Origin of the sequence: Variovorax brevis (assembly GCF_030317105.1) — a bacterium.
GTDB classification, from domain to species: Bacteria; Pseudomonadota; Gammaproteobacteria; order Burkholderiales; family Burkholderiaceae_C; genus Variovorax; species Variovorax brevis.
Map to the genome: position 1 here is coordinate 64161 of NZ_JASZYG010000014.1, position 20622 is coordinate 84782.

The window sequence follows — 20622 nt, forward strand, 5'->3', positions numbered from 1 at the left end:
TTCAGGCGGGGGCTGCAGTGGCGCTTTCGCGCAGGGTGGCCAGGTGCATGATCTTTTCCTGCGTGGCCTCGTCGGCCTTGAGTTCACCGGTGATGCGCCCTTCGCACATCACCAGGATGCGGTGGCTCATGCGCAGCACTTCGGGCAGTTCGGAAGAGATCATCACGATGGCCTTGCCGTGCGCGGCGAGGTCGCTCAGGAGCCGATAGATCTCGGCCTTGGCGCCCACGTCGATGCCACGGGTGGGCTCGTCGAAAAACAGGATGTCGCAGTCGCGCAGCAACCACTTGGCGATGACGATCTTCTGCTGGTTGCCGCCCGACAGCAGCCGCACCGCCTGCCGCACCGACGGCGTCTTGATGCTGAGTTGCCGCACGTAGTGCTTGGCGGATTTGTCGATGGCGCCCTGGTCCAGGAACAGGCGGGCGCGCGTGAAGCGCCGCAGGCTCGACAGCACCACGTTCGTCTTCACGTCTAGGCCGGTCGCCAGGCCGAAATGCTTGCGGTCTTCCGACAGGTAGCCGATGCCGTTGCGCACCGCGTCACGCGGTGAGCGGATGCGCACGCGCTTGCCGTGCACCTCGACCTCGCCAGCCTCGACCGCATCGGCGCCGAACACCGCACGCGCGACTTCGGTGCGGCCTGCGCCCATCAGGCCCGCAAAGCCAAGGATCTCGCCCTTGCGCAGCCGGAAGCTGACGTCCTTGATGGCCGCGCCGCGCCGCAGCCCCTGGACGGAGAGCACCACGGCGTTGTCCGAGGTGTCGGGCATCGCGCGCAAGTCGTCGCCGAGGTCGCGCCCCACCATCATCGAGATGATGTTTTCAATGGGCGTGCCGGCCATCGGCACCGTGGCGATGTACTGGCCGTCGCGCATCACGGTGACGCGGTCGGCAATCTGGCGCAGCTCGTCCATCTTGTGCGAGATGTAGACAATGCCCACGCCTTCGTCCTGGAGCTGGCGCACGACGCGGAACAGCTCGTCGATCTCCGCGTTGTTGAGCGCCGCGGTGGGCTCGTCCATGATGAGCACGCGCGAGTCGAAAGACAGCGCCTTGGCGATCTCCACCATCTGCTGGCGGGCCACCGTGAGTTCGCCCACCGGCGTGCGCGGATCGAGCCGCAGGCGCAGGCGCTGGAAGATCGCCTCCGCCTTTGCGTTGAGCGCCTGCTCGTCCAGGAAAAGGCCCAATCGCCCGCGCGGCTCGCGGCCGATGAAGATGTTCTGCGCCGCGCTCAGGTGGTTCATCAGGTTGAGTTCCTGGTGCACGATGCCGATGCCCAGCGCCTGCGCCGCACGCGGGCTGGCGATGTCGACCGGCCTGCCGTCGACCAGGATCTCGCCCGCGTCCTTCTGGTAGACGCCGGCCAGCACCTTCATGAGCGTGGACTTGCCCGCGCCGTTCTCGCCCATGAGCGCATGCACTTCGCCGGGCATCAACTCGAATCGGCAATGGTCGAGCGCACGCACGCCGGGAAAGGACTTGCACAGCGCGCGGATCTCGACGATGGGATTCATGCGTGCGGCGTCGGCAGGCCGTAGAAACGCGTGGCGCAGCCTTGCCGCACGCTGGCCTGTTCGTCGGGAGCCAGTTCACGGACCAGGACGTCGCTGATGGCGACCCAACTGGCGTAGTCGCTGGCGAGATTGAGCACCGGCCAGTCGCTGCCCCACATCAGGCGTTCGGGGCCGAAGCATTGCAGCAGGTGGTCCCACACGGGCCGCAGCGCGTCGGCGCCGGCCGATGGCGGGGCTTCGGTCAGCAGGCCGGACAGCTTGCAACACACTTGCGGATACGCGGCCAGTTCGGCCATCTGGCGGCGCCAAGCTTCGGCCCAAGGGGCGTTCCAGCCTTCAGCCAGTTGCGGCTTGGCGGCATGGTCGATCACCACTGGCAGATCCGGCCAGGCCTGCACGAAATGCAGCAGCGCCCCGAGGTGCGGCGGCTTCACCAGCGCGTCGAAACGCAGGCCCAGCCGCTGCAGGGCTTCGATGGCTGCGGGATGCGGCGCGTGCGCGATCCAGTCGGTGTCGGCAAGGTCCTGCAGCATCGGCCGCACGCCCTTGAACTTGGCGTGCCCGTCAGACCATTTCGCCAGCGTCGATGCGGCGTCGGCATGGCTCAGGTCGACCCAGCCCACCACGCCGCCCACAAAGTTGTTTGTTTCTGCGAGCGCCAGCAGGAAGTCCGTCTCGGCCTCGCTGGCCGCCGCCTGCACCAGCACGGTCTGCACGACACCCTGCGCTTGCAGGTGGCCTACCAGGTCTTCCGGCATGAAGTCGCGGTACAGCGCATGCAAGGCCGGCACGTCCGGACGCAGCCATCCATAGTCCCCGCGCGCGGGTTGCCAGAAGTGCTGGTGGGCGTCGATGCGCTGGATCATGGCCCGCAAATTATTGGTTAGGCGAGCGGCGAGTGCACTCCTCATTGCACTGGGGCTTTCCCGCGACGCTGAATCGCGGCATTGATCGTTGGCCGGGTGCCATCCGCAAACCTAAGGTTACGGTTGCATCCGACGCGGCGGGAGACAATGCCCGCATGCCCCAATCCGCTGCACATGCGCACCCTTACGAGACCCTCACCCCCGACGTGGTGCTCGACGCGCTCGCAACGCTCGACCTGCACGGCGACGGCCGGCTCCAGGCCCTCAGCTCCTACGAGAACCGCGTTTACCAGATCCACCTCGAAGACCGCAGCATCGTCGTCGCCAAGTTCTATCGGCCCGGCCGCTGGAGCGAGGCGCAGATCCTGGAAGAACACTCCTTCTCCGCCGACCTGGCCGCAGCCGAGGTGCCCGTGGTGGCACCGCTTGCGCTCAAGGGCTCGACGCTGCACCAGCATGGCGGCTTCGCCTTCAGCGTGAGCCCCTACCGCGGCGGGCGCCCGCCCGAGCTCGACGACTTCGAGGTGCTCGAATGGATCGGCCGCTTTCTGGCGCGCATCCACACCGTTGGTGCGCACGAGCCCTTCATGACGCGCCCGACGCTGGACCTGCAGAGCTTCGGCATCGCCTCGCGCGACCGGCTGCTGGGCCACGACATGATTCCGCTGGACGTGCAGCGCGACTGGGAAGCCATCTGCAATCAGGCGCTGGACATGATCGGCGCGACCGCGCTCGCCGACACCTCCACGGCCCAGGACGTGGACGGCCTTCATCGCCTGCGCGTGCACGGCGACTGTCATCCCGGCAACATCCTGTGGACACCCACCGACCGCCCCGGTGGCGGCCCGCACTTCGTCGACCTGGACGACGCGCGCACCGGCTTTGCGGTGCAGGACTTGTGGATGCTGCTGTCCGGCGATCGCGCGCAGCGCACGGGGCAGCTGTCGGGCCTGCTCGACGGCTACGAACAGTTCCGCGAATTCAATCGCAGCGAACTGGCCCTGATCGAGCCGCTGCGCACCTTGCGGCTCATCCACTACAGCGCCTGGCTGGCGCGCCGCTGGCAGGACCCGATTTTTCCGATCAACTTTCCGTGGTTCGGCTCCAGCGACTACTGGAAGGGCCAGATCCAGATGCTGCAGGACCAGTGCGAGGCGATGGAAGAGGAACCGCTCTACGCCTGAGCGTCGCCTTGGCCCGGCTGCGTTTTCTGCACCACGCGCAGGAAGTTCTGCACCACGGCGTTGTCGGGTCCGCTGCGCCAGACGCAATATGCGTCCGATCCGGCGACCACCTCCTCCAGCGGCCTGAACACCGCACCGCGCAGGGCCGCATGCTGCATCGCGGATGGCACGAGCGCCACGCCCATCCCCTGCGAGACCAGCGACACGACGGACAGCCAGTGCCGCACCTCGTGCCGCACCTGCGGGCGGAAACCGGCATCGGCGCAGATGGCGAGGATGCGCTCGTGGTAGTCCGGCGAGGCCTCGCGTGAAAACAGCACGAAGGGCTCGTCGCGCAGGCTCGCCAGGCCCAGGGTGCGGCGCCGCGCGAGCCGGTGCGACGCAGGCAGGCAGGCCACGAAGGGCTCCGAGAGCAGCAGCACCTGGTTCAGCTCGGGCGGCATGCGGCTGGTGTGGACGAAGCCGACGTCCATGCGGTCGTGCATCAGCTCGGCGATCTGCTGGCCCGAATTGAGTTCGGCCAAGGTGACGCGCACGGCCGGATACGCCGCCTGAAAGCTCACCAAGGCCTGCGGCAAGCCGCGATACAGCATCGCGCCGACAAAACCCACGCGCAGCCGCCCTGCCGACCCGTGCGATACGTCGCGCGCTTCCAGCGCCGCGTCTTCGGCCTGGCGCAGCAGCACGCGCGCCGAAGCGAGCAGCGCACTGCCGGCCGGCGTGAGCCGCACTTCCTTGCTGTTGCGGTCGAACAGCCGCGCGCCGACCGACTCCTCGAGCTGCCGGATGGCCACGCTGAGCGGCGGTTGCGAGATCGACAGGCGCCGCGCGGCGCGACCGAAATGAAGCTCTTCCGCCAGAACGCAGAAGTAGCGCAGGTGGCGCAGTTCCATCGATAGGCCAATCAAATCAATCAAGACAAATTCGATATTAGACAGATATCGTCGCGACGCCAACAATCCGGGCCATTCAGGAGACGAAGCATGGCCCACACCGCTGCCCAGACCGCTCACACCGCCAACGCCGCCCACGCCGCCGAAAGCGCCCACCCCGTGCCCGACCGCCACGGACAAAACCTCTTCAGCACCGACACCGAACTGCACAAGCTGCTCGCGCTCTACCTGCCGCAAGACCTGCTGCGCCACATGCAGCCGCACTTCGACAGGCTCGGCGCACTGGCCGGCGGCACGCTCGACGAACTGGCCCACACCGCCGACGTGAACCCGCCCACGCTGACGCTGCGCACCCGCACCGGCATCGACGACCAGCGCATCAACAAGCACCCCGCCTATGTCGAGATGGAGCGCTTGGCGCTCAGCGAATTCGGCCTGGCCGCCATGTCGCACCGCGAGGAAACGCTGGGCTGGAAGGGCAAGATGCCGCCGCTCGTCAAGTACGTGCTGACCTACCTTTTCGTGCAGGCGGAATTTGGTCTGTGCTGCCCCGTGTCGATGACCGACTCGCTGGCGCGCACGCTCAAGAAGTTCGGCAGCCCGGAACTGGTCGCGCGCTTCCTGCCGCGCTTCCAGTCGGTTGATTTCGATGAACTGGCGCAGGGCGCGATGTTCATGACCGAGCAGGCGGCCGGTTCCGACATCGCAGCCACCGTCACCAGCGCCGCACAGGACGATCAGGGGCAATGGCGCCTCACCGGCGACAAGTGGTTCTGCTCCAACCCCGATGCCGATTTCGCGATGGTGCTGGCGCGCGTCGAAGGCTCGGCGCCCGGCATGAAGGGCGTGTCGCTGTTCCTGCTGCCGCGCCAACTGGACGACGGCTCGCACAACCACTACCGCATCATCCGCCTCAAGGACAAGATGGGCACGCGCTCGATGGCCAGCGGCGAGATCCGCCTGGAAGGCGCCATCGCCTACCTCGTCGGCGAACAGGGCCGCGGCTTCGTGCAGATGGCCGACATGGTCAACAACTCGCGCCTGTCGAACGGCGTGCGCGCCGCCGGCCTGATGCGCCGCGCGTGTGCCGAGGCCGAATACATCGCAAGCGAACGCCGCGCCTTCGGCAAGCGCCTAGCCGACATGCCGCTGATGCAGAAGCAGTTGCAGAAGCTGCGCCTGCCGGCCGAGCAGGCCCGCACCATGGTGTTCCAGACCGCGCAGGCGCTGATGCGCTCCGACGGTGGCGACACTGCTGCCTACCCGCTGCTGCGCATCCTCACGCCGCTCATCAAGTTCCGCGCGTGCCGCGACGCGCGCAAGGTCACGGGCGACGCGATGGAAGTGCGCGGCGGCTGCGGCTACATCGAGGAATGGGCCGACCCGCGCCTCGTGCGCGATGCCCACTTGGGCTCGATCTGGGAAGGCACCAGCAACATCGTCGCGCTCGACGTGATCCGCGCGGTGACACGAGAGAACTCGCTGCCCGCCTTGCAGGCGCACTTTGGCGCGCTGCTCGACGATGCGCCGCTCGCACCCGCTTTCACGAAGGCCTTGCGCGGTGCGCTGGACCGCGCCTGCGCGCTGGCCGCCAGCGCCGCCGAAGCCGCGAAGGAAGGCGACGTCATCGCACGCCAAGCGGCCTCCGCGCTGTATCACACCAGCAGCGCCATCGCGATGGCCTGGGAAGGCGCCCGTGGCGGATCGACCCAGCGCATCGAGTGGGCGCAGCTCGTATTGCTGCACCGCGTGCTGCCGCGCGATCCGCTCGCACCGGCCGGCATCCCCGCCGACTGGACGCTTCCCGCACCGACCGCCGCCACCATCGCGGCCTGACGATCGAACCATTCAGAACGAGAGACAAGCAAATGAGACTGCTCAAGACCCTCACCATCGCGTTGGCCTGCGCCACCACGCTGCCGCTCATGACGACTGAAGCCCACGCCGATGGCTTCCCCGACAAGCCGATCATGCTGGTGATCCCCTTCCCGCCGGGCGGCCCCACCGATGCGATGGCGCGCACGCTCGCCGCTGAAATGAAAGACCGCCTCGGCCAGCCGATGATTGTGGAGAACCGCGCCGGCGCGGGCGGCAACATCGGCGCGGAGTACGTCGCGCGTGCCACGCCTGACGGCCAGACCCTGCTGTTCGGCACCTCGGGCCCGCTCGCAATCAATTCGAGCCTTTATCGCAAGATCAACTACGACCCGGCGAAGAGCTTTGCGCCGGTCATCCAGGTCGGCCACCTGCCGAACATCCTGGTCGTGAACCCGAGCGTTCCGGCCAACAACGTGAAGGAACTCATCGCCTATGCCAAGGCCCATCCGGGCAAGCTGAGCTATGCGTCCTCGGGCAACGGCGCGTCGTCGCATCTGGCGGGCGTCATGTTCAACGAGATGACGGGTTCTGATCTGCAACACATCCCCTACAAAGGCACCGGCCCCGCCTTGACCGACCTGCTCGGCGGCCAGGTCAGCATGAGTTTTACCGACGTGCTCACCGCGATGCCCTACGTCAAGTCCGGCAAGCTGCGCGCGCTCGGCGTGACGACGGCTGCGCGCTCGCAAGCCATGCCCGAAGTGCCGACGGTGGCCGAGCAAGGCGTGCCCGGCTACGACGTGAGCGTTTTCTTCGGCATCGTCGCGCCGGCCGGCACGCCGCCCGACCGCGTCGCCAAGCTCAACAAGGCATTCGTCGAGGTGCTGGCCACGCCCAAGGTGAAGCAGTTGTTCGCCGCGCAAGGCCTGGAGCCCGCGCCGTCGTCCACGCCCGAGCAACTCGGCAAGTTCATCGGAACGCAGACGGCCAAGTGGGCCGTCGTGGTGAAGCAATCCGGCGCCCAACTCGACTGAGAAGGTGTGAGCCTTTCTACTGCGGCCACCGATCCCGGGCCTGTGGTGCTCACCGTACTGGAGTACGGTTCCGCTCCGCGACCCGACCTCGGCGCCCTCGCTACGAAAGCTTCACACCTTCTGAATTCCCACAAATTACCAGGAGGCAAGACATGAGATTCACACTGACCCGCAGGAACCTGCTGACCGCCACATCGGCCGCGCTGGCATGCAGCGTTGGCGGCGCCGCACTCGCGGCCGGCTTCCCCGAGAAGCCGATCACGCTGATCGTCCCCTATGCCGCAGGCGGCCCGACCGACCAGCACCTGCGCGTGCTCGCCGACGAAGCCGGCAAGATCCTGGGCCAGGCCGTGGTGCTCGACAGCCGCCCCGGCGCCAACGGCATCAACGCCGCAGCCGCCATGCCGCGCGCCAACCCGGACGGCTACACGCTGGCCGTGCTGCCCGCGTCGGTGTACCGCGAGCCCTACGTCAACAAGGTCGCGTACGACCCGGCCACGAGCTTCTCCTACATCCTGATGCTGTCCGACTACACCTTCGGCCTGACCGTGAAGGCTGATGCGCCGTGGAAGACCTGGAAGGAATTTGCCGCCGATGCCGCCAAGCGCCCGGGCAAGATCAACGTCGGCGCCACCGGCGCAGTCGGCACGCCGCGCATCGTGATGGACGAAGTGGCGACCGCCGCCAACATCCAGTTCAACATGGTCCCGTACAAGGGCGACGCCGACGTGGCCAATGCCATCCTCGGCGGCCACATCGACGCGGCGCCGCTGTCGGGCGTGGCCGTGCCGCACATCGAGGCCGGCAAGATGCGCTATCTCACGATGCTCACGGCCAAGCGCGTCAAGCGCTATCCGGATCTGCCGACACTCAAGGAGCAAGGCGTCGACGCCTTCATCGAATCGCCCTACGGCATCGCCGGCCCGGCCGGCATGGACCCGGCCAAGGTGAAAGTCATCCACGACGCGTTCAAGAAAGCGCTCGAATCCCCGGCCGGCCTGCGCGTGCTCGACCAGTTGAACCAGCAAGTCAACTACATGGGTCCGGACGACTATCGCAAGTACGCGCTCGCGGCGACTGCCCGCGAGAAAGACCGCGTCGCCCGCCTGCGCAAGGCCGGGTTGCTGGATTGAACGGCATGGGCACGACTCCTCCCCGCGCCCTTGATGGCGTGCGCGTGCTCGACCTGAGCCGCGTCCTGGCCGGCCCCTGGTGCGCGCAGTTGCTCGGCGACCTGGGCGCCGACGTGGTCAAGGTCGAGGCGCCCGGCCGCGGCGACGACGCACGCGAATTGGGCGTGGCGATGGAAACCGAGCAACCCGCCGGCAAGGGACGCGACTCCAACTTCTTCCTCGCCTGCAACCGCAACAAGCGCTCCATCGCCATCGACTTTTCCAAGCCGGCCGGCGCCAGCCTGGTGCGCTCGCTGGCGCGCGAGTGCGACGTCCTGGTCGAGAACTTCAAGGCCGGCACGCTGCGCCGCTACGGGCTCGACTACGAGACGCTGCGCGAGATCAACCCGCGCCTGATCTACTGCTCCGTCACCGGCTTCGGGCAAGACGGGCCTTACGCGCCGCGCCCCGCCTACGACTTCGTGATGCAGGCGATGACCGGCATGATGAGCACCTGCGGCCCGGCCGATGGTGCACCGATGCGCACGGCCATTCCGCAGACCGACCTGGTCACCGGCTACCAGGCCAGCCTGGCGGTGCTGGGTGCCTTGATCCAGCGCGGCGTCACCGGCCGCGGCCAATTCATCGACGCCGCGATGCTCGACGCGAGCATCGGCTTCAACGTGCACCTGGCGCAAGGCTATTTGCTCAACGGCGAAGTGCCTTCGCGCCAGGGCAACAACAACCCGATCGCGGCGCCTTCGGGCGTGTTCCGCACGAGCGATGGATGGGCGGTGATTGCGGCCGGCAACGACCGCCAATTCGCCGAACTCTGCAACGTGCTCGAGTGCCCGTCGCTCGCCACCGATCCGCGCTTCACCACCAACGGCCAGCGCGTCGCCGAACGCGAGGCGCTGCATGCGGAAATCGAGCCGCGGATTGCGCTGCAAACGACCGCGCACTGGCTTGCATTGCTCGAAGCCGCGAACATCCCCTGCACCCGCATCAACACGATGGACCAAGTCTTCGACGATCCGCAGGTGCGCCATCGCAAGATGACGGTGGAGGTCGAACACGGCAGCGGTCGCACCATTCCCATCCTGCGCAGCACGCTGAACATGAGCGACAGCCCCGTCAGCTACCGCGCGCCGCCGCAACTCGGCCAGCACACCGACGAAGTGCTCGCGCAGTGGCTGGCGTTGGATGCCAGGCAGATCGAGACACTGCACGACAGCGGCGTGGCGGCATGAACGACTTCGCGCACGAACCCCTGGGCCTGCTCTTCGGCCTGCCCATGCCGATGGCGCAGGCTTTCGGGCTGCGCGGCGAAAGCATCGGCGGCATGCAGGCCACCGTACGCATGCCGCGCAACGACATGCACACCAACAGCCGCGGCGACGTGCACGGCGGCGCGCTCGCGGTGCTGCTCGACTGCACGCTCGCCAGCGCCGCACGCGCCCATGCGCCGACACGCTTCGGGGTCATCACGGTCGACATGGCGCTGCACTTTGTCGCGCCCTGCGACGGCGACATCATCGGCAGCGCCACCTGCGAACGCCGCGGAAGATCGCTGTGCTTCGTGCGCGGCGAGGCACGCAACGAACAGGGCGACTTGCTGGCCCTGGCCACCGGCACCTTCAAGCTGGTCGAGCGGTCTCCCACAAGCAACTGAATCCACTTTCTGCGGTAAACAAGCCCCATGACCACCCCACTGAACACCGGCGCACTCGCGGGCATCCGCGTGCTCGACATCTCGCGCATCCTCGGCGGCCCCTACTGCGGCCAGATCCTCGGCGACCACGGCGCCGACGTGCTCAAGGTCGAGCCGCCGCAAGGCGACGACACGCGCACCTGGGGCCCGCCCTTCCGGGACGGCGTGGCCTCGTACTACCACGGCCTGAACCGCAACAAGCGCACCATGTCGCTGGACCTCGGCAGCGAAGACGGGCGCGCGGCCCTGCTGGCGCTGGTCGCCGAGGCCGACGTGCTGATCGAGAACTTCAAGACCGGCACGATGGAGCGCTGGGGCATCGGCTACGACGAATTGTCGAAGCGCTTTCCGGGGTTGATCTGGTGCCGCGTGTCTGGCTTTGGCGCGGACGGCCCGCTCGGCGCGCTGCCGGGCTACGACGCCGCGGTGCAGGCGATGACCGGCATCATGAGCGTCAACGGCGAAGCCTCCGGCGACGCGTTGCGCGTGGGCTTGCCGGTGGTCGACATGGTGACGGGGCTCAATGCAGTGATCGGCGTGTTGCTCGCGTTGCAGGAACGCCAGCGCAGCGGCAAGGGGCAGTTCGTGGAAGCGGCGCTGTACGACAGCGGGCTTTCGCTGCTGCACCCGCACGCGGCCAACTGGTTCATGGATGGCCGCAAGCCCAAGCGCACGGGCAATGCGCACCCCAACATCTATCCCTACGACGCGCTGAACACCGGCACCGATCCGATCTTCCTGGCCGTGGGCAACGACCGCCAGTTCGCGAGCTTTTGCGGTGTCATCGGCCGTGCGGAGCTGGCGCAAGATCCGATGTATCAAACCGCCGGGTCGCGTTCGGTCAACCGGGTGGCGCTCAAGGAGACGCTGGAGGCCACCTTGGCCTCATTTGACGGACGCACGCTGGTGGACGATCTGATGGCGGCCGGCGTGCCTGCCGCGCCGGTGCTGGCGGTGGATGCGGCGCTGGAGCATCCGCACACGGTCCATCGGGAAATGGTGGTGGAACTGGAGGGCGGCTACCGGGGGATTGGGGCCCCGGTGAAGTTGAGCCGTACGCCGGCGAGCTATCGGCATGCGCCGTTGACGCCGGGGGATGGGTTTTTGGCTTGAGGGGCGGGGGGCAGTCGCAATTGCAATGCAGCAAGGTCCCCCGTCGAAGCATGGCCGCGCTGTGCTAAAACGCGCCTGCGAATTTCAAGCTCATCCGCCTCAGCCGCAAGCCCGATCTTTCAAGAAAAAGACGCAATTTGTGTCGTTCATTCAGCCGCAATTGCGTCCGGACCAACGGTTGAAAAAAGAAGATCACACTCCGCGCAGGCGATCGCCCACTGTCCTGTTTTTTGACGTGGACAAGAAAATCTGTTAGGTGCCTTCAGCGCCAAGAAGGCCTCGATAACCCGTTCATATTCTGAGTCCTTAGCAAGGAAATACTTGTCCGCCATTGTGATTTTTCTAGAACACCCAAAGTCTTGAGCAACATTCCAGTCGTCATCTCAAAACTGGCAATATCGCTTTCGTCCGGCCTTGCCGTTTCATTCATGACAATCCAGGTCCTGGTGATCTTGTCCATGCGGGCTGCGAATGGTGCCAAGTGTAATCCTGCCATATGCCCCTTCTTGAAGAATCGCGCGCATTGCCGAGCCAAAAGCAGCAACCGAGGATCTTTGCTTCGAAGGCGATATTTCTGCAACCTGCTAAGTCTCATGCCAATATCGGAATTCAAATATTCCCCGATCACTTCCGCCATGAATTTGCGGATCACTTGCATAGCAATCTATCAGAAAGCCCATCGAGTAGCATTTGCTTGAGCAGAAAAAAAAGTTGCTTAAGCCTTCATGAACATTTCTTTCATACCAGTTTTTTAAAAATTCACTTTTTATCTCAAAGACAGGCAAATTCGATCGATTGATTTTATCTCCAACAGCGTAGAAAGACGAAAAATGACAAAACAGGGAAGGTTCTTTCTCAAGATCACCAAGCGCGGGAGCCATCAATTCTGAAATGCCTCGAAGGCCATCGGTCTCTATGCGCACTCCGGCCTGTTTTGCTCGCATCCTTATGTTCGCGCCAATTTCTCTGGACTCCGGAAAAAAGATGGTGCTCACAATCTCCCGCTCGACTCCCGCGTTTAAAGGATCCTTCAGAAATTCCCGAAGGAGTACTCTTTGCTGTTGTTGCTGAAGCTTTGCGTTCAGTTTTTGACTCTTGACGTTTGAATTCATCATATGTGTTCAACCACGGGGCCGCCGGTCTGATATTTCCATGCGCCATTTTTTTCAGATGCTGATGGCAATCCATCCTGACCCAGTACTTTTGCCTCGCCAACATGCCAATGAGCACAGGGATGGACGTCGTCCGCTTTGTGGTGAGACAAGACCATGACCTTGTCTTCTCCTCCATATGGCTGCGCCACCTTATAGATGTATTGCTCCATACCCGGGGGCGCGGCCCGTCTTCCACTAAACAGGCCCGATGCGGTCCTCTGTGCAAAGGGCGCAGCAGTAAGAGGTATTCGGGCACGCCTCAACGCCTCTCGTCGAGCTTGATTAGAGGTTAGTGTGGCCCCGCACTTCTTCTGTTGAGCCTCCGTCCTTGAAGTTGCCTTTTTCTGCAGCCCAAGCGGATCCATCCACTCGACGGGGTTCGGTGCATATTGCTGCAAGTTGATCCCGCCCGCGAGACGGATGGGATCCTGGCTGACAAATCGCCCACTCTGCGGGTCGTAGTACCGATACCGGTTGTAGTGCAGCCCCGTCTCTTCATCCAGATATTGCCCCTGGAACCGAATCGGGTTCCTGATCCCTGCCTTCCTCGCTGCCTCACTGATCGTGATGCTGGCCTCGCCCCACGCCCTGTAGCTCGCCTCCCACGCAATCTCGCCGCCCGCGTCCGTCAACTCCATCGGCGTGCCCAAATGGTCGCACTGGTAGTAGTGAACGCGCTCCAGTCTTGACGGCCCCTCTCCGTCCTCGCCGATCCCCGGCTGATAGTTGCCGTTGTAAAGCGGATCGCGGTCCAGATCGTAGTTGGCGTCGTTCCCCGCGTAGGCCGTGGCGAGGTGCTTCGGCCGCCTCAGCATGGCCTGGCAGATGTCCCCCCGGCTGGTGGCTTGCAGGAGGGGCACGAAGCTGCCGGGCTCGTACACGTAGTGCGTAGTGCGCAGGTACAGCGGATCGCTTTCCCAAGCCATCTGGTCGCCGTCCCAGCCGTAGAGGGTGGTCCCCAAGCCGCGCTCCCTGGTCTGGCGACGGTACTCGCTGGCGTACCACTGGCTGCCCGCGCCGCCCGGCTCGATGATGATGGGCTCGCTCTTCTTGGCGATGCGCCGGCCCAAGGGGTCATAGAGGTAGGTGGTGCGGGTTTGGGCGCTGCGACTTTCCTGCAGACGACCCAGCGCGTTCCAGTGAAAGCGGGTGGTGTGGCCGTTGTGGCGGCGGAGCACGACGTTGCCGCGCCGGTCGTAGTCGTAGTGGGTGCCGGCGTAGTCCTTGATGAGGTTGTCCAGCACCGGATGGATGTGGGTGGCGCGCGCAGGCGTTGTGGTTTCGCCATCACCTTGCACGCCGCTGTCCACCATGTTGCTGGCCGGATCGAAGGCAAAGGTCTCGGTGCCCAGGCGGCTGTTGACTTGCAGCAAGCGCCCGACGGGGTCGTAGCGGTAGCTCAAGGCGCCTCGGCGGCTGTCGCCGATGCCGGTGAGTTGGCCGGCTCGGTCGTAGTCGTAGTGGCGCTTCAGGCTGAAGGCGGAGCCGGTCGCAGCTTGCCCCGGTGTCTGGAAGCGGCTCAGCAGCTGCGCTTTCAATCGTCCGGCCGGGTCGTACTGGCGCTCTTCGGCGATACGGTTGCCCTGCTCGCGGCGCACTTCGCGATGAAGGTCGTCGCGCTCGATGTGCAGGGCTTGTTCGTCATCGAGCATCAGGCCGTGCACATGGCCGTTGCCGTAGGTGAGCCAGTTCAGGGCATGGCCGTCGGGGCGCACGGTGCGGATGCGGTGGCCCAGTTCGTCATGGCGGTGTTGCCACACGGCCGTCAGCGGCTCGGTGGTGGCGCGGCCATTGCTGTCAATGCGGTAGTGGTGGTGCTCGCTGTGTACGTTGCCGACGGGGTCGTGGAACCACTGCAGGTGGATGTGCGCGTTGCGCGCATCGGTCAGGCGGCCGTTGCCGTCGTAGGCGTAGCTGTCGGTTTGAAGGGTGGCGGGGTCGATGTGGCCGCTGGCCTTGTCGTACAGGCCTGCCTGGCGCTCGGTCAGTCGGCCCAGCGGGTCGAAGCTCAACCGCGTGAGGCTGTCGGCCTGCGCGATCTGGCGCAGCGCGCCGCTCGCAGGATCGTGGTGGTAGTGGGTGCGACTGGCGTCGAAGTGGGTCTCGCTGATGAGTTGGCCCACAGGGTCGTAGGCGAAGGAGTGGACGCGGCCGTTCTCGTTTTCAAGGGTGGCCAAGCGGCCCAGTCGGTCCCAACCGTAGGCCAGCGTGTTGCCGTTGGCATCGATGCGCCGGGCGATGAGGCCGGCGGCGCTGTAGTCGTAGCGGGTCTGGCGCTCGAGCGCGTCGCGATGATCGACAAGGCGCCCTTCGGCGTCGTGCCGCAGGTGCTCATAGGCGCCGTCGGGGTGGGTGACCTGCGCGAGCTGGCCGCGTTCGTAGCGGTACTGGGTGGCTTCGCCGGCTGCGTTGGTGGCCTTCAGCAAGCGCCCTCGCTCGTCGTAGGTCCAGCGGCTGGTCTTGCCCGAGCAGTCGGTGTACGTGGTGAGTTGACCGGCTGCGTCGTAAGTGAGCTTCTTCTTGCCGCCCTTGGCGTCGGTGATTTCCACCGGGAGGCCGTGTTCGTTGTAGCTGTATTCGGTCTTGTGGCCCAGCGGGTCGATTTCCTCGACGAGGTTCGCGCCGTCGTAAGCGCGCTTCCACGCATGGCCCTCGCCGTCGCGAATGCCGGTGAGGTTGTCCTGTGCGTCGTAGGCGAAGTGGACGGTGCTGTGGTCGGCGCGGGTGTGGCTCAGCAGGTTGCTGCGCGAGTCGTAGGTGTAGCTGTCCTTGCCGCCGTCGGGGTGGATGTGCGTGGTGACGTTCTTGTTTGCATCCCGGAAGAACCACTCTTCGTTCTCGTAGATCTTGCCGTCCGCGCCGGTGACGGCCGGGTGGACGATGCGGTAGGTGTAGCCCTCGAGGTCGTAGTAATAGAGGGTCTCGGCGCCCATCGCGTCGATGACGGTGGACAGGCGGATGTGCCGGTTCCAGATGAGGGTGATGTCGAAGCTGCCGTCGTCGGCGGCTTCGCGCCAGGCTTTTGCGCGGTGGCTGTTGGCGGAGGTCAGGGCGTGGTCGAAGCCATCTGGGTGCATCCACTGCAGTTGCATGCCGCGACCGGTGCGGTCGGTGTAACGGCTGATGAGGTGGGTGCTGGCACCTTGGCCGGCACCGAGGTACTGGTAGCTCCAGCGATCCTCGTTCTCGTCTTGCGCGCCGACGAGGTCGCTGCTGCCGTCGCTGCGCTCGGCGTACGTGTAGGCAGCCAGTTGGCGCACAGCTTGGGCTTCTTGCACCAACCACAAGCTCTGGATCCGGCCTTGTTCGTCCAGCGCGGTGCTGACGTGAGTGTCGCCGCTGGTGATGTCCGAGAGTTGGCCCTGCGGGTGGCGGTAGGCCAGTTCGGTCTGGTGGCCGGCTCGCGTGCGCTGCGAGGCCAGGCGATAAAACACGGCCTTGTTTTGCGTGTGCGCCTTCCCGCTGCGGATGAACTGCGGGGCCAGTTCGAAGGTCTCGACGTAGTCTCGGCCGTGGCTGAGGATCAGCAGGCCGTCATGGCCACGCCCCAAGGTGAAGTCTTCGATGAGGTTGTGATGGCTCTGGCCCGTTTGGCCTGGTCGGTCTGCTGGGGGGCCTGCCAGCCGTGGAAACTTGTGCTCGCGACCGTCGGCCGCAATGTAGCGCAGGCTGCCATCGGACGCCTGCTCGATGCGCGTCGTGTAGGGGGTGATCCAGCGTGCGCCCAGATAGGCCGGCGCGACGCTGGCGCTGGCTCGATGCTGCGGGTGGTCAAAGGCACCCAGGCGTGAGTAGTAGGTGCGGTTCCACGTGATGGGCATGTGCCCCGGCAGCGTGAAGTCGGTGTGGACGAAAGTTTCGCTGCCGGTGGCGAAGCTGATGGAAGCGGGGGACCCGACAGGTGCCGGGCAAGACTTGCACTGATTGGCATCGCCCACGTCCTGAACGTTTTCCTTCCGTACGGAGTCAACCTGCCCCTTTTTGCCCTTGACATGAAGCTCGGCCTTTTCGGTGTTGTTCACGATCTTGCCGTCGGGCTTGCCCTTGCGCCGAAGGCGAAACGCCGCCACCGCGGTCTTGAGCTGGGCCAGCAGCCAGCCAATGGACTTGGGCTTGCCGGCATTGGCCTGGTCCTGCAGGGCGTCCTTGACCTGCTTGCCCACGACGTCCAGAGCGCCAGCGCTTCTCCTCAACGAAGCCGCAATGTCGTCCGAGATCAGGGCCTTGAATGCCGCGTTGCCTTTCAGCTTGAGTTCCTGAAGGGCTGCTGCCCGCGCAGCGGCGGCTTTTTCGCCAAGAGCGCCCCAAACCGCCGAGAGGAAGTTGCTGTACTCCTTCTTGGGGTCATGCAGAGGCTTCGCCGGCAGAGGGGAAGCGTCGAAGATTTGGCCATTGGCAAGCTTTCTGAGGCCGGCACTCCAACTGCCGATCACCGCTTCGCCCTTGTTACCGGCTTCCTGCAGCATCGGCCCGAGCCGGTTGGTGGCCTCGTCAACGAACTTGTCGATCTCGCCGGCCAGGGTCTCGTTGAGATGATCGGCGAGCATGACGATCACCGCATCGCCAATGTCGTGCATCGACGTCTTGAACTTCTGGCGCACCAGGATCAGCGTTGGCCGCAGGCTCGTGCGCGCCGCGCCGCCCGCCCCCGGCACGATGCCGATGAGGTTGATGCCCAGGCTGACCCAAGTGAAGAACCTGTCTTCTTCCTTCTGGAACTTGTCTTTCGCAAGGGTGATGACGTCGCCCATCGCGTCCACGAGGGCCATGATGTTGCCGATGACCGGGATGGCGCCGGCCACGGTCGCCACCCGCTCGAGGGTGACGACCTTGCCGCTGATGCTTTGAAGCCAGTCGTCCACCGCCTTGGCGGCTGCGCCGGTGCTTTCCGTCTTGATCTGGTCCAGCGGCACCACCGCCGTCTCGGGTTCGTTGGATCTTTTCTCGATCTCTTGCTGTTGCGGGGTCATGCTTTGGGGTCGTCCCTGAACTCTTGTCTTGATTTGTTGTTGTGCTTCTCGCGAAGCCTGCGCAAACGCGCTCGCGGCTAAGCCGCGGAAACGGGCGCGAGTGATATGCCGGGAGGCAGCTGGATGGGGCTCTTCCCTAGCGCGCCGGTCGTGCCGGTCGTGCCGGTCGTGCCGGTCGTGCCCGTCGGGGCGATGGCGGCGCTGGCCACCGAACCGAGCGCCTGTTGCATCACTTGCGACGCAACACCTGACGCAGCGCCCAACTTGCCGGCCACCGCAGGCACGCCAGCCGCAACAAGTGCAGTGGCGGCTGCGCTGGCGGCTTGCCGCATCGGACCGTCGAAAAGCGTGTTGGACGGTGGCATGGCCGCCGCCTCCACGTCGCCGTCGTGCTCCCTGGGCGGCCAGCTTGACTTGCCGAAGTAGCTCCCCTCGTCCCAGGGGTTGCGCGGGTCCTTGCCAAAGGTGATCCGGGTGCCCCCTGGCGCAAGGCCCGACACGGCCGCGAAGCCGTTGCTATCCAGCACGCCCGTCTTGACCTGGCCCAGCACGTCGGTGACCCGATAGCTCGCGCCCTTGCGCCCCTCGCTGTTGGCGTAGCGATTGAGAAGTTCCAGCTGCCCCTTGCCCGGCTTGCGACCTTCGGGCAAGGCCGGCGTGCCTTTGCTGCTGGGGCCGGACATGGAATGCGCGCTCGCGTGACGCGTGTCGGAGCCCGTGGTGCCGCTTTCGATCTGGCCGGCCTTGAATTGAACGTAGCTGCCGCCGCCGCTCATCACCAGTTCGGTGTTCGCTTCGATCTTGATGCGGTCGGCCTTGAGGGTGATCTCCTCCTTGGCGAGCATGTGGATGCACGTCTTCAGCGCCTCTATCTCGATATCGGCCTGCGCTGCCACGACGTGAATGCCCTTTTGTGCCGCAAAGAGCTTGATGGCCTGCAAGGCCACGGCGAGCAAGCTGTCGCCGCTGACCATGCTGGTGTGCTTGCCGCTGGTGATGGCGGTGTGCTCGACGCTTGCAATATGCGTGCTGAACTGGCTGGTGGTTTCGATGCCCGCCGGCGACGCCAGCACCAGATGCGGTCGCGACAATTCAGGAAAGGCCCCCTTCGCAGCGTCGGCTGCTCCTTCGCCGCGGATGGCATCGTTCTGCTCCTTGAGCGCCTTGGCGACTTCGGCTTGATCGGCGGCTTCCTGCGCCTTGTTCTTTTGCGCAATGTCTGCGCCGCTTTCGTGCAGATCGCGCGCTTCGGTCAAGCGCTGTCGCGTCTCGCCACTGTCCAGAACATGCGCCTTGGCGTTGGCGCGTGCCTCGGTGGTGATGAGCAGACCGTCCCCGGCGCGGATGGCGCCGTGGCCGTCGGTGCGCAACTCAAAGCCTTCGCCCCTGGCGTCCTTGCGCCCGGCGTTGTCTTCGATGCGGCTGATGTGCCCCAGGCTCAGTTGACTGTGCTGATGGTCGCTCTTGAGCTGCGCCTGGATCTTCGATTCGGTGTCGTCCAGGATCAGGTGGTTGCTGCGGCCCGCGGCGCTGTTGCCGCCTTCCTTGGTCAGCTCCCGCGACCTGAAGCCACTGAGGGCGCTCTGGCCGGGCAGATCCCACGGCGGCAGGTTCAACTGGTTGTGAACGCGGCCAGTGCACACAGGCAGGTCGGGGTCGCCACCGATGAAGTCGATGATGACTTCCTGGCCAATGCGCGGGATGTGCACGCCCCCCAATTGACCGCCCGCCCACGGGGAGCTGACGCGCACCCAGCAGGTGCTGTGCTGGTTCTTGCTTCCGATGCGGTCCCAGGGAAACTGCACCTTGATGCGGCCCAACTCGTCGGTCCACAGGTTCTGGCCTTCGGGCCCGACCACAAGGGCAGTTTGCGGGCCGTGGGTGAGCGGCTTGGAGCGCAGCAAGGCGGGACGCAGCGGTTCCTTCACAGGGTGGGCGGTGAGCTGGACCTCCACGCGCCAGCGCTGGCGGCGATCCGGTGCGGCGTCCTTGGCTTGGCTGTCCTGCGCCACGTCTTCGATGAGGAACTCTGTTTGGAGAACGAGGTAGTCGGCGTTGGCGCTTTCTCTCGGATGCCGCGTCAGCTGGAAGGTGCATCCGGGCACCATGCCGCGCAGGTTGCCGCTGGCGCGGGCGCGGGCGCCGTGGGTACGCTGCGCCTGCATGCGCAGCAGAGCCATGCGCTGGCCTTCGTCCCGGGGATCGTTGGGTCCACTGCTACCGGCGTTGGGCTGTGCGTAGTGGCTGCCCGCGTGGGTGTGGTGCCACTGGTAGACCTCGCCGTCGGCCTGACCGGTGGGCCGCGGGTCGCTGCGTCCTGCGCTGAGGTCCGCGCGCGGACGCGTGTAGTCGTAGTCGTGGGTGGTGTACCGGCCGCTGGTCAGGCGATGCTCGGGCACGAAGCTGTGCAGGTATTCGGCATCCACCTTCCAGCCTGGGGGGTGGTACTCGACTTGCTGGTACGCAAGGCTGTCGATTTTCTTGTAGGCGCCGACAGCGTCAGCGAGCACCAGTCGATGACTGCCTTCGCTGTGTTCGAAGTGGTAGCTGACCCCCCACTCTTGGCAAAGACGCTCGAAGAATTCGAAGTCTGTCTCATTGTACTGGCACTGATAGTCGCGCGGCGGGTAGGTGTCGAAGAGTCGCTTCTCGACAGGGAAAGCGTACTTCGCCAGCACTTCATCGAGGATGTCGATGACGCTCCTGTTCTGAAAGATCTTGCAATCGCTCGCCAGCGTTGCAAGGTGCAGCCATGGGCGCAGCGTGAGCCTGTACTGGACGTGCCGACCTTCTTCTCCCCACAGCGCCGCATCGGTGATGAGGGCGTTGATTTGTCGCACGCCGGCGCCGATGTGGTCCATGCTGGCGCCAACGGCTCCCGCAACGAACTCGCCCGCGCCGTCCAGTTCAATCGTGCAACTGATCTCGCGGCCGATGAAGTCGTCAAGGTTGAAGCTCGCCGCGTCGGCAACAACCAGGTTCAGCGCGTCTGGCGTCTTGAGCAGCAGTTCGTATCCGAACAGGCTGTTGAGACCTTCCTGGCCTGACAACCGCACTGGCTCCAATGCTGGCCTGCCGAGCAAAGTCGGAATCGCTGGACTGCTGATTTGTAGCGTGCGCGCGCCAGCGCCGCCGGCATCGGACATGGTGACACTCCCTGAATAATCTCGTTATCCAGAAAGTGTGCCCTTAAGTCTTGGAGTACGCCCCGATTTAGCGACAATTAGCGAGAATTGGCGACATCAAAA

At 65.2% G+C, this 20622-nt stretch carries 14 protein-coding genes; 7 read left to right on the top strand and 7 right to left on the bottom strand.

The window, feature by feature from the left end; all coding sequences use genetic code 11:
* Window position 1 precedes the first annotated feature (1 nt).
* Both QTI66_RS30640 and QTI66_RS30645 read right to left on the bottom strand, forming a co-directional pair.
* Complete coding sequence (locus tag QTI66_RS30640) at window positions 2-1519, bottom strand: sugar ABC transporter ATP-binding protein (protein ID WP_286564071.1); 1518 nt, start codon at window positions 1517-1519, stop codon at window positions 2-4.
* Complete coding sequence (locus QTI66_RS30645) at window positions 1516-2385, bottom strand: amidohydrolase family protein (protein WP_286564072.1); 870 nt, start codon at window positions 2383-2385, stop codon at window positions 1516-1518. Before QTI66_RS30645 ends, QTI66_RS30640 begins: the two co-directional genes overlap by 4 nt.
* Before the next feature lie 155 nt (window positions 2386-2540).
* On the opposite strand from QTI66_RS30645, the gene QTI66_RS30650 reads away from it, so the two are divergent.
* The gene (locus tag QTI66_RS30650) at window positions 2541-3569 is read left to right on the top strand and encodes a serine/threonine protein kinase (protein WP_286564073.1); all 1029 of its coding nucleotides are present in this window, start codon (window positions 2541-2543) and stop codon (window positions 3567-3569) included.
* Here QTI66_RS30650 and QTI66_RS30655 read toward each other — a convergent pair.
* On the bottom strand, window positions 3560-4462 hold the full coding sequence (locus QTI66_RS30655; protein WP_286564170.1) for a LysR family transcriptional regulator: 903 nt from the start codon (window positions 4460-4462) through the stop codon (window positions 3560-3562). The two genes, QTI66_RS30650 and QTI66_RS30655, sit on opposite strands and share 10 nt — an antisense overlap.
* 90 nt (window positions 4463-4552) lie before the next feature.
* Between QTI66_RS30655 and QTI66_RS30660 the strand changes: the two genes are divergently transcribed.
* From QTI66_RS30660 to QTI66_RS30685, 6 genes are all read left to right on the top strand, one after another.
* Window positions 4553-6298 (top strand): acyl-CoA dehydrogenase family protein, encoded by a 1746-nt coding sequence (locus QTI66_RS30660; RefSeq protein WP_286564074.1) that lies wholly within the window; start codon window positions 4553-4555, stop codon window positions 6296-6298.
* Window positions 6299-6330: 32 nt separating this feature from the next.
* Window positions 6331-7314: a Bug family tripartite tricarboxylate transporter substrate binding protein gene (locus tag QTI66_RS30665; RefSeq protein ID WP_444815072.1), complete on the top strand. Its 984-nt coding sequence runs from the start codon at window positions 6331-6333 to the stop codon at window positions 7312-7314.
* Window positions 7315-7466: 152 nt separating this feature from the next.
* Window positions 7467-8447 carry a tripartite tricarboxylate transporter substrate binding protein gene (locus QTI66_RS30670; protein WP_286564075.1) on the top strand — a complete coding sequence of 327 codons (981 nt, stop codon included), beginning with the start codon at window positions 7467-7469 and terminating at the stop codon, window positions 8445-8447.
* Between the two features lie 5 nt (window positions 8448-8452).
* On the top strand, window positions 8453-9676 hold the full coding sequence (locus QTI66_RS30675; RefSeq protein WP_286564076.1) for a CaiB/BaiF CoA transferase family protein: 1224 nt from the start codon (window positions 8453-8455) through the stop codon (window positions 9674-9676).
* Window positions 9673-10098 carry a PaaI family thioesterase gene (locus QTI66_RS30680; RefSeq protein ID WP_286564078.1) on the top strand — a complete coding sequence of 142 codons (426 nt, stop codon included), beginning with the start codon at window positions 9673-9675 and terminating at the stop codon, window positions 10096-10098. The genes QTI66_RS30675 and QTI66_RS30680 overlap by 4 nt, the downstream gene beginning before the upstream one ends.
* 27 nt (window positions 10099-10125) lie before the next feature.
* On the top strand, window positions 10126-11250 hold the full coding sequence (locus QTI66_RS30685; RefSeq protein ID WP_286564080.1) for a CaiB/BaiF CoA transferase family protein: 1125 nt from the start codon (window positions 10126-10128) through the stop codon (window positions 11248-11250).
* Between the two features lie 146 nt (window positions 11251-11396).
* Here the strand turns inward: QTI66_RS30685 and QTI66_RS30690 are convergent, their stop codons facing one another.
* The 4 genes from QTI66_RS30690 to QTI66_RS30705 form a co-directional block, all read right to left on the bottom strand.
* Window positions 11397-11582, bottom strand: coding sequence for a hypothetical protein (locus tag QTI66_RS30690; RefSeq protein ID WP_286564082.1), 186 nt, complete (start codon window positions 11580-11582; stop codon window positions 11397-11399).
* 252 nt (window positions 11583-11834) lie between these two features.
* Window positions 11835-12365, bottom strand: a complete 531-nt coding sequence (locus tag QTI66_RS30695) for a hypothetical protein (RefSeq protein WP_286564084.1) — start codon at window positions 12363-12365, stop codon at window positions 11835-11837.
* Window positions 12362-17374 carry an RHS repeat-associated core domain-containing protein gene (locus QTI66_RS30700; RefSeq protein ID WP_286564085.1) on the bottom strand — a complete coding sequence of 1671 codons (5013 nt, stop codon included), beginning with the start codon at window positions 17372-17374 and terminating at the stop codon, window positions 12362-12364. Before QTI66_RS30700 ends, QTI66_RS30695 begins: the two co-directional genes overlap by 4 nt.
* A 77-nt stretch (window positions 17375-17451) precedes the next feature.
* Window positions 17452-20520 carry a type VI secretion system Vgr family protein gene (locus QTI66_RS30705; RefSeq protein WP_286564087.1) on the bottom strand — a complete coding sequence of 1023 codons (3069 nt, stop codon included), beginning with the start codon at window positions 20518-20520 and terminating at the stop codon, window positions 17452-17454.
* Window positions 20521-20622: the final 102 nt, after the last annotated feature.

Excerpts from the sequence above, each read along its gene's own strand:
- QTI66_RS30640 (WP_286564071.1), bottom strand. The coding sequence starts at position 1,519 with ATGAATCCCATCGTCGAGATCCGCGCGCTGTGCAAGTCCTTTCCCGGC.
- QTI66_RS30645 (WP_286564072.1), bottom strand. The coding sequence starts at position 2,385 with ATGATCCAGCGCATCGACGCCCACCAGCACTTCTGGCAACCCGCGCGC.
- QTI66_RS30650 (WP_286564073.1), top strand. The coding sequence starts at position 2,541 with ATGCCCCAATCCGCTGCACATGCGCACCCTTACGAGACCCTCACCCCC.
- QTI66_RS30655 (WP_286564170.1), bottom strand. The coding sequence starts at position 4,462 with ATGGAACTGCGCCACCTGCGCTACTTCTGCGTTCTGGCGGAAGAGCTT.
- QTI66_RS30660 (WP_286564074.1), top strand. The coding sequence starts at position 4,553 with ATGGCCCACACCGCTGCCCAGACCGCTCACACCGCCAACGCCGCCCAC.
- QTI66_RS30665 (WP_444815072.1), top strand. The coding sequence starts at position 6,331 with ATGAGACTGCTCAAGACCCTCACCATCGCGTTGGCCTGCGCCACCACG.
- QTI66_RS30670 (WP_286564075.1), top strand. The coding sequence starts at position 7,467 with ATGAGATTCACACTGACCCGCAGGAACCTGCTGACCGCCACATCGGCC.
- QTI66_RS30675 (WP_286564076.1), top strand. The coding sequence starts at position 8,453 with ATGGGCACGACTCCTCCCCGCGCCCTTGATGGCGTGCGCGTGCTCGAC.
- QTI66_RS30680 (WP_286564078.1), top strand. The coding sequence starts at position 9,673 with ATGAACGACTTCGCGCACGAACCCCTGGGCCTGCTCTTCGGCCTGCCC.
- QTI66_RS30685 (WP_286564080.1), top strand. The coding sequence starts at position 10,126 with ATGACCACCCCACTGAACACCGGCGCACTCGCGGGCATCCGCGTGCTC.
- QTI66_RS30690 (WP_286564082.1), bottom strand. The coding sequence starts at position 11,582 with ATGGCGGACAAGTATTTCCTTGCTAAGGACTCAGAATATGAACGGGTT.
- QTI66_RS30695 (WP_286564084.1), bottom strand. The coding sequence starts at position 12,365 with ATGATGAATTCAAACGTCAAGAGTCAAAAACTGAACGCAAAGCTTCAG.
- QTI66_RS30700 (WP_286564085.1), bottom strand. The coding sequence starts at position 17,374 with ATGACCCCGCAACAGCAAGAGATCGAGAAAAGATCCAACGAACCCGAG.
- QTI66_RS30705 (WP_286564087.1), bottom strand. The coding sequence starts at position 20,520 with ATGTCCGATGCCGGCGGCGCTGGCGCGCGCACGCTACAAATCAGCAGT.